Genomic DNA, 13474 nt, shown 5'->3' on the forward strand with positions numbered 1-13474 from the left:
GAAACACAATGAAGACGATGAATACATTCGTCGCGGCGCTGACGGCCGCGGTTGCGCTGGGAACCACGGGCCTGCAGGCGGAAACCCTGCGGCTGGGCGATTTCCAATCCACCAGCCATATCGTGTCAATCGAGGGGACGTCGAAGTGGATGGCCGCTGTCGAAGAGGCGACCGGTGGAGAGATCACGTTCCAGCATTTCCCGTCACAACAGGCGGCCAAGTCCAAGGCGCAGCTTGACGCGGTGAATAACGGCATTCTCGACGCGGCGCTGCTCGGCACGCCCTATCATGCCGACGTGCTGCCGCTGAATTCTGTCGTGGCGCTGCCCGGTTACTATGGCTCCGCTGTCGAGGGCACGGAGGCGCTTCAGTCCATGCTGGAAGAAGGCCCGCTGCGCGAAGAGATCCTCGCCACCGGCGTCACGCCGATTTTCGGATTTGTTCTGCCGCCGTACCAGGTGCTGGCCAAGTCGCGGCTGGGCGCGCCCGCCGATTGGAACGCACAGGATATCCGCACCTCCGGCTCGACACAGGCGATGACAGCGCGTGCGCTTGGTGGCGTCGGAATCTCGATCCCCGGCCCCGAAGTCTATACCGCCGTGGAACGTGGTCGGCTTGATGCGGTTCTGTTCCCGCTGGCCTCCGTGCCGGGATACAAGCTGAACGAAGTGGTCAGCCACATTTCGACCAACGGCTCTTTCGGCGGCTACAGCTTTGTCATGGTGGTCCGCAGTGCGCTGTTCGACAGCCTGCCCGAGGACACGCAAGCCACGTTGCTCAAGCTGGGTTCCGAAACCGCGACGCATGTGGCCGAGGTGCAGGATGAATCCGTGGCTGGCCTGATCGAGGAATGGAAGGCAGAGGGCATCGACACCTACACCTTCACCGATGAGGAACTGGCCGCAATCTCGGAGCAGCTGACAGCGGTCAGCACCGATTGGGTCGAGCGCATCGGCAACGATAACGCGGAGGCCGTCCTCGAAAGCTACGGCGCTCTCACCCGCAAGTAAGCCCGCCCTTGTATCCGAACGTGCAGGCAGCCGCTTACCCGGGCGGCTGTCCCCTCATCCAATATAGCGCAAAGGCCACATATGCTGACCTTCATTGCCATTCTTGTCCTGTTGGCCGTTCTCATGGCGTTTCGCGTGCCCATCGCCTTTGCCATGGGGATCGCCGGAACGCTCGGACTTGCGGCTCAACTGGGCATGCGCCCGGCCCTCGCGGTGCTCGAGAGGACATTCTTCGACACCTCCGCATCGTTCATACTTGTCGCCATCCCGCTGTTCATCCTGATGGCCGAGCTTCTGACTGCCGGTGATGTCACGCGCCGTGCCATCGTGGCCTGCCAGTCCTGGATCGGCCATGTCAGGGGCGGTTTGGCCATGGCCACCGTCGCCGCGTCGGTGCTCCTTGCGGCGCTGGTCGGCAGTTCCACGGCGTCGACCGCAGCCATGTCGGCATCGGCCTTCCCCGAAATGCGGGCGCACCGTTATTCCGACCGTCTCGCTGCGGCGGTGGTCAGCGTCGGCGGCACACTTGCCGTGGTCGTCCCGCCCTCGATCGTGCTCGTGGTCTATGGCGTGCTGACGGAAACCTCCATCGGCAAGCTGTTCATCGCCGGGATCATTCCCGGCCTGCTGACCGCGACCGGCCTCGCCGTTGTGATCAAGGTCATCGCGCATACCACCGATCAGGCCCCCAAGGGCGAGCCCTTTGTCCTGAAGACGGCGGTCAAGCAAAGCCGCCACGTCATCCCGATGGTGGTGCTGATGGTGGCGGTGATCGGGGCGATCTACGGCGGTATCGCTTCACCGTCGGAGGCGGCAGCGCTGGGGGTTATGGGATCGCTGATCATCGTTCTGATGCAGCGCACGCTGAGCTTCGTGCAGCTGAACAAGTCGATCAGCAGCGCGATCCGCGCCACGGTGATGATCGTCGCCATCGTGGCCTGCTCGGCGATTTTCTCGAACTACCTCGCCTTCACGCGCATCACGCATGCGATGCTGGAATTCGTCGCAACGACGGAAATGCGGCGCGAGGTGATCATGGGGATCATCATTTTGGTGCTGCTGGTCATGGGCATGTTCATGGACCAGCTTGCGATCCTGTCACTCGCAATGCCGCTGGCCTTTCCGACAGCAATGGCCCTGGATTACGACCCGGTCTGGTTCGGCATCGTCGTGACCAAGACGGTCGAGATCGGATTGCTCACACCGCCTCTGGGGTTGAACGTCTATGTTGCCGCAGCCCAGACACGGGTTCCCCTTGGCACGATCTTTCGCGGCATCCTGCCCTTCCTCGGGATGGAGATCATCGTGCTGATCCTGCTGCTGTCCTTCCCACAGATCACGCTGTTCCTGCCCGACCTGATGATGGCTCGGTAACGGCGCTTACCCGACCACGGCGCGCACCTTTTCACCCTTCTCGGAAGGGCACGGGGCAGTTGCGCGCAGACCAGATACGGAGACCGAAGACAGATGAGCATCTTGCAAAGCAGCCTTGGCCCCAACGCGCCCGGCTTTGTTGAAAACGCCGCCTCGATGGAGGCGCAGTACGCGGCTGTCGCAGAAACAGCTGCGCAGATCATGATGGGCGGCTCGGAAGGATCACGCCAACGCCATGTCTCGCGCGGGAAACTTCTGCCGCGCGACCGGATCGAGGGGCTTCTGGACCCCGGGTCGCCATTCTTGGAGGTCGGGCTGTTCGCCGCGTCGGGCATGTACGGGGACGAGGTGCCCTCTGCGGGGGCCATCGCCGGGATCGGTCGGGTCGAAGGGCGCGACTGCATGATCCTGTGCAATGATGCCACGGTGAAGGGCGGCACCTATTTCCCGATGACGGTGAAAAAGCACCTGCGCGCACAGGAAATCGCCGAGGAAAACCATCTGCCCTGCATCTACCTTGTCGATAGCGGCGGGGCGAACCTGAACAATCAGGACGAAGTCTTTCCCGATCGCGACCACTTCGGGCGGATCTTCTTCAATCAGGCGCGGATGTCGGCCAAGGGCATTGCCCAGATCGCCGTCGTCATGGGATCGTGCACCGCTGGCGGCGCCTATGTGCCCGCGATGAGCGACCAGACCATCATCGTGCGCGAACAGGGCACGATCTTCCTCGCGGGTCCGCCGCTGGTCAAGGTGGCCACCGGCGAGATCGTCGATGCCGAAACGCTGGGCGGCGGGGACACCCATACGCGTCTGTCGGGGGTCGCTGACTACCTTGCCGATGATGACCGGCACGCGTTGGCGCTGGCGCGCGAGATCGTCAGCCATCTTGGCCCTGCGCCCCGGCCCGACGTGGATTTCCGCGCATCCAAGGCGCCTCTGTTTCCGGCAGAGGACATCATGGGCATCGTGCCCGCCAGCGAAAAGACCCCCTATGACGCGCGCGAGCTGATCGCGCGGCTGGTGGACGGTTCGGACTTTGCCGAGTTCAAGCCGCGCTACGGCACCACGCTGGTGACCGGCTTTGCCCATATCGACGGGGTGCCGGTGGGGATCATCGCCAATAACGGCGTGCTGTTCTCCGAAAGCTCGACCAAGGGCGCGCATTTCATCGAACTGTGCTGCCAGCGCAAGATCCCGCTGCTGTTCCTGCAGAACATCACCGGTTTCATGGTTGGCTCGAAGTACGAGGCTGGCGGTATCGCCAAGGACGGGGCCAAGCTGGTCACGGCTGTCTCGACGGCCTCTGTGCCCAAGGTCACGGTGATCGTCGGCGGATCTTATGGCGCGGGCAATTACGGCATGTGCGGGCGCGCCTTTGGCCCTCGTTTCGTCTGGATGTGGCCCAATGCGCGCATTGCCGTCATGGGCGGCGCGCAGGCCTCAGGCGTGCTGGCGGACGTGCGTCGCGCCGCGATCGAGGCCAAGGGCGGCACTTGGTCAGCCGAAGACGAGGCTGCCTTCAAGCAACCCACGCTCGACATGTTCGAGCAGCAGTCCAAACCGATCTATGGCTCGGCAAGATTGTGGGATGACGGGATCATCGACCCGCGCAAGACCCGCGACGTGGTCGCCCTGTCGCTGCGCGCGGCGCTGAATGCGCCCATCGAGGATACGAAATTCGGCTTGTTCAGGATGTGATGATGACCCAGACCTTCTCCAAGATACTGATCGCCAACCGTGGCGAAATCGCTTGCCGGATCATCCGCACCGCCCGTGACATGGGGATTGCAACGGTGGCCGTGTATTCCGACGCCGACGCCCTGTCATTGCATGTCGAAATGGCCGACGAGTCGGTCCATATCGGGCCGTCCCCCGCAGCGGACAGCTATTTGCTGGCCGATCGGATCATCGCGGCGGCGCAGCAGACCGGCGCGCAGGCAATCCACCCCGGCTATGGCTTCCTGTCGGAAAACCCGGATTTCGTCGAGGCCGTGCAGGCGGCCGGGCTGGCCTTTATCGGGCCGTCGGCACAGGCGATCCGCGCCATGGGGCTGAAGGATGCCGCGAAGGATCTGATGCTTCAAGCCGGTGTCCCGGTCGTGCCGGGTTATCAGGGCGACAGCCAGGACCCGGCGTTCCTGGCTGATGAGGCCGAGCGCATCGGCTATCCTGTGTTGATCAAGGCCCGCGCCGGGGGCGGCGGCAAAGGCATGCGCAAGGTCGATCGGCCCGAGGATTTCGCCGATGCGCTGGCGTCTGCACGCCGCGAAGGGCAGGGGGCCTTTGCCGATCCACATGTGCTGATCGAGAAATACATCACCACCCCGCGCCATATCGAGGTGCAGGTCTTTGGTGACAGTCACGGGCAGGTGGTGCACCTGTTCGAGCGAGACTGCTCCCTGCAACGCCGCCATCAGAAAGTGATCGAGGAAGCCCCGGCGCCCGGCATGACCGATGACGTCCGCCGGGCGATGACAGATGCGGCGGTGAAGGCCGCGCAGGCCATCGACTATACTGGAGCAGGCACCATCGAGTTCATTGCCGACGGGTCGGGCCCGCTGCGTGCCGACGGATTCTGGTTCATGGAGATGAACACCCGCCTTCAGGTCGAACACCCCGTGACCGAGGCGATCACCGGCGTCGATCTTGTCGAATGGCAAATCCGGGTGGCGGCGGGCGAGCCGCTTCCGCTGCGGCAGGAAGACCTTTCGATCACGGGCCATGCCTTCGAGGCGAGGCTTTATGCCGAGGACCCGGCAAACGGATTCTTGCCCGCCACGGGCAAGCTGGAATACCTGTCGTTCAGCGCCCGCGCCCGCAATGATACCGGCGTGCGCAGCGGCGACACGATCAGCCCGTTCTACGATCCGATGATCGCCAAGATCATCACTCATGGGCCGGACCGCAACAGCGCCCGGACCTCGCTGGCATCGGCGCTGCGCGAAACGCATGTTGTGGGTACGGTCAGCAACGCCGCGTTCCTCGCGGCCCTGACGGACCATGCGGGCTTTGCCGCCGGACAGTTTGATACTGGCCTGATCGAGCGCGACCAAGCGCAATTGGTGACCACAGACGACCCAAGCGGCCTGCATATCGCCATCGCGGCTTACGCTGCATTGGGGATCGATCCATCCGCCCCGCATGGCGGCTGGCGGCTTTGGGGGAATGCGGCGCATGAACTGACCGTCCTGCATGACGGCGCTCCTTTGGCGTGCCGATTGACAGTGTTGCCCGATGGCCGGGCGAGCCTGTTTCTGGACGGGCAATCCATCGCCGACCTGAGGAACATTTCCTTCGATGGCGTGGCCTTCTCTGCCCGCACCGGCACAACGCAAGCGCAGGTCGACGCCTCTGTGCGTCTCGCCCACCGGGACGCAGCCTTGTTGATCTCTGTTCTGACCGAAGGATCCACCCGCGAGTTCCTCCTCCCGGATCCACGGTCGGGCAGCGCCGCGCTCGTCGATACCAGCGACAGCGTGGTGGCGCCCATGACGGGCATGATCGTCGCGTTGAACGTGACGGTCGGGGATCGCGTGGCCGAAGGCGCGCGGCTGGGCGTGATGGAAGCGATGAAGATGGAAACGGCCCTGATCGCTCCGCGCGCCGGAACGGTGGCCGAGGTCCTGTGCGCCGCCGGGGATGCCGTCGAGGGCGGTTCGATCCTTGTCAATCTCGAGGCGGAGGCCACCGCATGACCCGCGATGTCCGCATCTTCGAGGTCGGGCCGCGCGACGGGTTGCAGAACGAAAAGGTCCTGATTCCGACGCAAGACAAGATTGCGCTGATCGACATACTGTCTTCCGCCGGGTTCGACCGGATCGAGGCGACGAGCTTTGTCTCGCCCAAATGGGTGCCGCAGTTGGCCGACGCGGCCGACGTCATGGCAGGCATCACCCGCAGGCGGGGCGTCGGTTATGCCGTGTTGACGCCGAACATGAAAGGCTTCGAACGGGCGGTCGCGGCCGGGGCGGACGAAGTCGCGGTGTTTGCCTCGGCCTCCGAGGCATTCAGCCAGAAGAACATCAACTGCTCGATCGCAGAAAGCCTTGACCGGTTCGCCCCGTTGATGGCTTCGGCTCGCGATGCTGGCTTGCTCGTACGGGGCTATGTGTCCTGTGCGGTAGACTGTCCCTATTCCGGCGCAGTGGACCCCGAACGGGTCCGCGACGTGGCGGCGATGCTGGACGAGATGGGCTGCTACGAGATCTCGCTGGCCGACACCCTCGGGCGGGCGAGGCCTGACGCGGTGTTTGCCATGCTCGAAACCGTTGTCGATGTCATCCCGGCTGAACGCCTCGCCGGGCATTTCCACGACACGGGCGGGCAGGCGCTGGCGAACGTGGCTGTCGCGCTGGATCTCGGGCTGCGGACATTTGACAGCGCAGTTGGCGGTCTGGGCGGTTGCCCCTATGCCCCCGGCGCAAAGGGTAACCTGTCGACGCGCGCGCTTGTCACTATGCTCGAAGAGCGCGGATTGCGTACCGGCATCGACCTGCGGCGCCTGTCACAGGCCGAGCAGCTGGTCGCTGGAGTGACCCGCAATCCTGTCCTTTCAACGGAGTATTCGACATGAGTCATGAGACCATTCGCATCACCCATGATGTGCGCGGCGTGGCAACCGTGACATTGGCGCGGCCAGACAAGCACAACGCCATGAACGCCGCGATGATCGCCGAACTGACCGAGGCGGCCTTGTCGCTGGGGGCGGATGCGTCTGTCCGTGCCGTGATTTTGACCGGCAAGGGCCGCAGCTTTTGCGCGGGCGGCGACCTTGGATGGATGCGCGCGCAGGCCGAAAAGGACCGTGCGGGCAAGATGCAGGAGGCAAAGTCGCTTGCCCGGATGCTGGGCCTGTGGGACGCGCTGCCCAAGCCGGTGATCGGGCAGGTGCACGGTGCGGCCTATGGTGGTGGCATTGGCCTCGTCGCGGTCTGCGATGTGGTCATCGCCGAGGAAAGCACCCGCTTTGCGCTCACGGAAACCCGGCTTGGTCTGATCCCGGCGACCATCGGCCCCTTCGTCGTGCGCCGCATGGGCGAGGCCTTTGCCCGGCAGGTGTTCTTTACCGCGCGCCCCTTCGATGCGGCGTTTCTGATGCGCGCCGGTCTGGTTGCGCGGATCTGCACGTTGGACGGCATGGCCGACGCGATCGAAGAAGAGGTGGCCGCCATCCTCGACTGCGCGCCGCGCGCGGTGGCCGCCGCCAAGGCGCTGTGCCGAGACCTGGCCGGGCAGGACCCGATGCAAGCGGCGGACATGACGGCCAATGCCTTGGCCGACCGCTGGGAAACCGCCGAAACGCAAGAAGGCATCGCCGCCTTCTTTGCCAGGGAAACGCCGTCCTGGCGCACCAAGTTTTAGGAGCAGACGATGCTGACAACGAACAAACGCGCCGTTTTGGCTGAAGAGATGCTGACCCATGCGTCCGCCAACGTGACGCCGCACCGGCTGGCGCTTGTCTTGGCGGGGGTGCTGGTCCTGACGCTGAGCGCAAAGGTGGTCGTACCGATGTGGCCCGTGCCCATGACCATGGGTACCTTCGCGGTTCTGACCTTGGGTGCGGTCTACGGACCGGGGCTGGGGCTTGCGACGATTGGTGTCTACATTCTGTGTGGCGCGCTGGGGCTGGACGTCTTTGCCGGATCCTCGGCCACGACCAGCGGGCTGGCCTACATGGCCGGGCCGACCGGCGGATATCTCGCGGGCTACGTCCTTGCGGTGCTGACACTGGGCGTGGCCGCGCGGGCGGGGTGGGACAGGTCGCCTTTGCGTATGGGGCTGGCCCTGCTGGCGGGCAACCTCGTCATCTATCTGCCGGGTGTGCTGTGGCTGGGAGTGCTGCTGGGCTGGGATAAGCCGTTGCTGGAATGGGGCCTTTTGCCCTTCCTGCTGGGCGACGTGCTGAAGCTGGGGCTGGCCGCCTTTGCAGTTCCGCTGGCGTGGCGCGTATGCGGCGTCTTGTCGAGCCGTTGACCGGGTTTGCTGTCGCTTCAGATCACCGACAAGATGGCCGACCCTTGCAGGCTTTCGCCTGGTGCCAAATGACGCACGCCGGTTTCGCGCTGGGGCAGCTCCAATGCCCCGGCGACATGGGAGACGGGTTCCAGACAAAGGTATTCCTCTTTGTGCAGGGCGGCAAAACACGTCAAGGCGCCCGTTCCCGTCAACCTGATCCGCGCGCCGTCGCCGATGACCGCCGTGGCTTGCGTCCAGCCGGAATAATGCAGGGTGAGGCCGGTCTTCAGTCGGGCACGGGGCGGAACCGGGCCATCCTGGACCAAGCCGGTCGGACCAAAGGGGGACCATCGTTGCGCGGCCTCAATGCCGATCACACCGTCGACAGAGGCGCGGAAATACGGGTGCCAGCCCAGCCCGCCGGGCATGATCTCGTGCCCGGTGTTGGTCAGGCGAAGGGTGACGGTCAGCCGATCCTGGTGCAGTTCGAACCGCTGCGTCGCGCAGAAGTCAAAGGGCCAATCCGCGTCCGCACGATACTCCAAAGCCAAGGTGATCTGGTTTTCTTCGTGATTGGTGACGATCCACGCGCGGCGATGGGCGGGGCCGTGCATCACACCGGAACCGTCCGACATGTTGGGCCGCAGGTGGACCTGTCGGCCATTGTGGTCGAACGTCGCCTGCCGGAGCTTGTTGTGGAACGGAAACAGGGGGAAGGCGCCGGATTTGGGCCAGGCGGACGGGTCGAAACCGACGGGCGTAAAGGGCACGATCAGGTCGCCGTGGCGCACGTGCCGCAGGCATCCGAGGCGCCCCCCGGCCGCAGGATGGAACACGGCTTCGAAAGTGTCGTTCCGGATCGAGAAACTCGGCGCGTCGGGGTCCAATGAGGTCGGCCGGGACGCACCCTGCGTCGTCATTTCAAGCGGTCCCGCAGCGTGCCATCGTGCTCGATCACGCAAAATCGCCCCCCCTGGAAGAACTCGGCGATATGCGGCATGCGCGAGGGACGCTCCTGTGCGTTGTCCGGCCCGGCCATCGCCTTGGCGCTGTCAGCGGGACGGTATCCCAGGGCGATTGCCGTGTTGTTGTCCAGCCAGCCGGATTCGATCTCGGATATCCCGTAGACGGTCGTGCAGGTGATGTCGGGATGGTCCAGCCCGATCTTGACCAGCTGCGCAAGGTCGCGCGCGCTGACCCAGATCCGCAACGCACGGGCATCCGTGGGCCGGTCTCCGGCGTTGCCGATGCGGATGTTCAGCGTGCGGATGCCGAACTTGTCGAAGTAAAGCCCGGCCTCAAGCTCGCCCCAGCATTTGCTCAGCCCGTAAAGCGAATCCGGGCGCATGGGATCCGTGTCGGACACGACCGTCTGACGAGGATAGAAGCCGACCGCGTGGTTGGACGATCCGAACACAACTCGCCCGATGTTGTTGCGCCGGGCCGCCTCCAGCACATTGTGGGTTCCAAGGACATTGACGCGCAGGATATCGTCGATGCTGCGTTCGTTCGGGTAGCCCGCAAGGTGCACGATCGCATCTACGTCCCTCATGCAGGCAGACAGGGCTTCTCCATCCGAGATATCCACCCGTTCCCATGTCTGATTGTCGCCAAGAGGTCCGGGGTCCACCGTGTCGACGATCTTGATGCTGGCGACTTGTCCTGCAAGAGCGCTGCGCAGCGCCGTTCCGACCCGACCGGACCCGCCTGTGATCGCGATCCGCTTTGCCGACAGGTCGCGCGGGCCGTCCGGCGCGGTCCGTTGACGAGGATCATGCGGTTGCTGCGTCGTCATACCCGTAGACCCTCAATCCGATTCGACGCCGCAGAGCGGCCGAATTCAGGCCGGGTGCCGCTTTTGATGCATGAAATAGTGTGCGATGCTTTCCGGTCGGTCGCGCGCAGCCTCTTTCGCGAAATTATCATTGTTTTCCCTGTCATATTTTCGCCATCCGGCCAACGTGATCCAAGTTTTGTCTGCACCGAAACGGTCTCGATCCTGAAATAATGTATAATCTGTATTGAAAAATGTAAACTGAGATTATACGGTTTTGCCAGTGCTGCAGCAGGTCGGCGGGAGGAGCCGTTGCCCACCGCAGCAAAAACAGGGAGGAATCGATGGAAAGAGGTACAAACAACGTGCCGGTGAGGTCTGGTCGCGGTCTGGCTGGCCTGATGCTGGGTGTTGCGATCACGCCGCTGATGGCGCTGTCCGTTGTCGCGCAAGAGGCGACTGGCGAAGCGCCGACCCTTGCTGAAAAGGTCGCTGCCGGAGAATTGCCCCCGGTGTCCGAGCGGGTCGGCAGCGCGCCAGAGGTTGTGCAGCCGCTGGACTCGGTCGGGACCTACGGTGGTGCGCTGAGGACCGGTCTGCGCGGCAGTTCGGACCATAACGGGATCCTGAGGGTCGTGGGACCGCAGGGGCTTGTACGCTGGGATCCGCAATACACCGAAGTCGTTCCGAACCTCGCCAGGAGCTTTGAGGTCAGTGACGAGGGCAGGACCTTTACCTTCCATCTGCGCGAGGGAATGAAGTGGTCGGACGGCACGCCGTTTACCGCAGACGACGTCATGTTCAACGTGGCAGATGTGATCCTGAACAACGAATTCGCTCCAACGCCCGCGCGCTATACCGCCGGCGGCGAGCCGCTGAAGGCAGAGAAGATCGACGACTACACCGTCAAATTCTCGTTCACCCAGCCCTATGGCGACTTCCTTGCGGAATTGGCCGCGCCTCTGGGCCAGAACCCGGTGCTGTATTCCAAGAAATACTGCAGCCAGTTCATGCCCAAGTACAACGACGACATCGACGCGTTGATCGAAGCGGAAAACGCTGCCGACTGGCAGAACCTGTTCCTGCAAAAATGCGGCGACCTTGAAATCCCGGCGCGCTGGGGCAACCCTGACCGGCCGACCATGGACCCTTGGATCGTGACCGAGCCGTATACCGGCGGCGCAACGCGCGTCGTGATGGAGCGCAACCCGTATTTCTGGCAGATCGACACCGAGGGCAACCAGTTGCCTTATATCGATGAGCTCGTCATGCCGATCGGTGCCGATACCGAAAGCCTGATCCTGGCGATCATCGGCGGCAGGATCGACTATGGCCTGCGCCACATCGACGCCGCAGCCAACCGGCCCGTGCTGGCCGAAAACCGCGAGGCCGGGGATTACAGGTTCTTTGCAGCCGAGAGCCCGGGTGGCTCGAACATGATTTTCGACTTGAACCTGACCAGCAAGAACCCCGAGTTGCGGAAAGTCTTCAACGAGAAAGACTTCCGGGTTGCGCTGTCGCTTGGTCTGGACCGTCAGGCGATCATCGACACGGTGATGCTGGGCGAAGGCGAGCCGTGGCAGCAAGGCCCGTTCGAGGATCATCCCAACTTCCACGAACAGCTTTCTACGCAATATCTCGAACATGATCCGGCCAAGGCGAACGAACTGCTGGACGGTCTCGGGCTCGAGCGCGGGTCAGACGGCGTCCGCCGCTTGCCGAACGGCGAACCGCTGACCTTCAAGGTTGACGTCATCCCGACCTTCGATCCGACATGGGTCGACGCGCTGCAACTTTTCGAACAGCAATGGGCCGAGATCGGCGTTGACATGGAGATCAACGCAATGGAGCGCACCTTCTTCTATCAGCGTACCTCCGAGAGCAACGACCACGATGCGGCGATCTGGAACGCCACGTCCAGTTGGGTTCCGGGGCAATTGCCGCATCAGATCGTGCCGGTCAGCCACGACAGCCGCTACGGAATTCCGTGGAAAGAGTGGTACGAAAGCGGTGGCGAACGCGGCGAGGAGCCGCCTGCCAATGTCAAGAAGCGTCTCGAGCTGTATGATCAGGCTCGCGGTCTGGCCGACCCCGAACAGCGCCGCGCCAAGATTCTGGAAATCGCCTCCATCGCGGCGGAGGAGTTCGAGGTTTTCGGCCTGTCGAAAGCGTTGCCGACCTATGGCATCGTCAAGAACGGCCTGAGAAACGTGCCGGAAGCGATGCCGAGGTCGTGGGCCTACGCGACCCCGTCGCCCACCTTGCTGCAGACCTGGTACTGGGCCGACTGAAGCACTGCGATCAATCAGCAGCGCCGAACAAACGCGGCGCTGCTTTGCCAAAACACTTCGGACCTGGTGGCCCTCCATGCTTTTCCTCTACATTTTGCGGCGCATCGCGTGGTCAATCCCGCTCTTGTTTGCGGTTTCCCTCATCGCCTTTGCCTTGATCACGGCGCCGCCCGGTGACTACATTACCAGCTTCGCCGCGACGCTTTCCGAATCCGGGGATATCGTCGATCAGGTGCGACTGGACGCCATGCGCGAACGCTACGGATTGGATCAGCCTTTCCTGATCCAGTACTGGTACTGGATCATCAACGCCGTCCAAGGCGATTTCGGTATCTCCTTTGAATGGCAACAGCCCGTATCCACGCTGATCTGGGAGCGTATGTCCCTGTCCGTGACGCTGGCACTTGCGACGCTCATGTTCACCTGGGCGGTGGCGCTGCCCATCGGGATCTATTCCGCGGTGCGCAAGTATTCGATCGGCGACTACCTTGTTACCACGATCGGGTTCCTTGGCCTTGCGACACCCAACTTTCTCTTTGCGCTTGTGCTGATGTACATTGCAGTGGTGTATTTCGGTGCCGACGTATCCGGCCTGTTCTCGGATGAATATCAGGACGCGCCGTGGTCCTGGGCGAAGTTCGTCGATCTGGCGAAACACATCTGGATCCCGGTGGTCATCCTCGGAACCAGCGCGACGGCCAGCCTTGTGCGCATCATGCGCGCCAACCTGCTGGACGAGTTGCACCGCCCCTACGTGACGACGGCCCGCGCCAAGGGGCTATCCGAATTCCGTCTGATCATGAAATACCCCGTGCGCATCGCCATCAACCCGTTCGTGTCGACCATCGGCTGGGCTTTCCCGCAGCTGATTTCGGGCGCCGTGATCACCGCTGTCGTGCTGTCGCTGCCGACGGCGGGCCCGCTCATGCTGCAAGCGCTTTTGGCGCAGGACATGTACCTCGCCGGGGCATTCATCCTTCTGCTCTGCTGCCTTTCGATCATCGGCATGCTGGTATCAGACATTCTTCTTGCGGTGATCGATCCGCGCATCCGCTTCCGGTGACAAC

At 63.3% G+C, this 13474-nt stretch carries 11 protein-coding genes; 9 read left to right on the forward strand and 2 right to left on the reverse strand.

Annotated features, from left to right (window positions below):
- The first annotated feature begins 8 nt into the window (after positions 1–8).
- From ACN2XU_RS20205 to ACN2XU_RS20235, 7 genes are all read left to right on the forward strand, one after another.
- Positions 9–1010: a TRAP transporter substrate-binding protein gene (locus ACN2XU_RS20205; RefSeq protein WP_419412156.1), complete on the forward strand. Its 1002-nt coding sequence runs from the start codon at positions 9–11 to the stop codon at positions 1008–1010.
- 81 nt (positions 1011–1091) lie between these two features.
- Positions 1092–2384, forward strand: coding sequence for a TRAP transporter large permease (locus ACN2XU_RS20210; RefSeq protein ID WP_419412157.1), 1293 nt, complete (start codon positions 1092–1094; stop codon positions 2382–2384).
- A 156-nt stretch (positions 2385–2540) separates the two neighbouring features.
- Complete coding sequence (locus ACN2XU_RS20215) at positions 2541–4085, forward strand: carboxyl transferase domain-containing protein (RefSeq protein ID WP_419412218.1); 1545 nt, start codon at positions 2541–2543, stop codon at positions 4083–4085.
- 2 nt (positions 4086–4087) lie between these two features.
- On the forward strand, positions 4088–6082 hold the full coding sequence (locus ACN2XU_RS20220) for an acetyl/propionyl/methylcrotonyl-CoA carboxylase subunit alpha (protein WP_419412158.1): 1995 nt from the start codon (positions 4088–4090) through the stop codon (positions 6080–6082).
- Positions 6079–6960, forward strand: coding sequence for a hydroxymethylglutaryl-CoA lyase (locus tag ACN2XU_RS20225; RefSeq protein ID WP_419412159.1), 882 nt, complete (start codon positions 6079–6081; stop codon positions 6958–6960). Before ACN2XU_RS20220 ends, ACN2XU_RS20225 begins: the two co-directional genes overlap by 4 nt.
- Entirely contained in the window at positions 6957–7748 is a 792-nt protein-coding gene (locus ACN2XU_RS20230) for a crotonase/enoyl-CoA hydratase family protein (protein ID WP_419412160.1), read from the forward strand. The genes ACN2XU_RS20225 and ACN2XU_RS20230 overlap by 4 nt, the downstream gene beginning before the upstream one ends.
- 9 nt (positions 7749–7757) lie before the next feature.
- A complete protein-coding gene (locus ACN2XU_RS20235) occupies positions 7758–8360 on the forward strand; it encodes a biotin transporter BioY (protein ID WP_419412161.1) in 603 nt (200 codons plus the stop codon).
- Between the two features lie 17 nt (positions 8361–8377).
- On the opposite strand, the gene ACN2XU_RS20240 is transcribed toward ACN2XU_RS20235, so the two are convergent.
- Positions 8378–9262, reverse strand: coding sequence for an aldose epimerase family protein (locus ACN2XU_RS20240; protein WP_419412162.1), 885 nt, complete (start codon positions 9260–9262; stop codon positions 8378–8380).
- Entirely contained in the window at positions 9259–10137 is an 879-nt protein-coding gene (locus ACN2XU_RS20245; RefSeq protein ID WP_419412163.1) for an NAD-dependent epimerase/dehydratase family protein, read from the reverse strand. Before ACN2XU_RS20245 ends, ACN2XU_RS20240 begins: the two co-directional genes overlap by 4 nt.
- Positions 10138–10460: 323 nt before the next feature.
- Here ACN2XU_RS20245 and ACN2XU_RS20250 point away from each other — a divergent pair, with 323 nt between their 5' ends.
- Positions 10461–12407 (forward strand): ABC transporter substrate-binding protein, encoded by a 1947-nt coding sequence (locus ACN2XU_RS20250; protein ID WP_419412164.1) that lies wholly within the window; start codon positions 10461–10463, stop codon positions 12405–12407.
- Between the two features lie 76 nt (positions 12408–12483).
- Positions 12484–13470: an ABC transporter permease gene (locus tag ACN2XU_RS20255; RefSeq protein ID WP_419412165.1), complete on the forward strand. Its 987-nt coding sequence runs from the start codon at positions 12484–12486 to the stop codon at positions 13468–13470.
- Positions 13471–13474 lie beyond the last annotated feature (4 nt).

The sequence above is a fragment of the Pacificoceanicola niger genome (assembly GCF_048553275.1).
Classification (GTDB): domain Bacteria; phylum Pseudomonadota; class Alphaproteobacteria; order Rhodobacterales; family Rhodobacteraceae; genus Pacificoceanicola.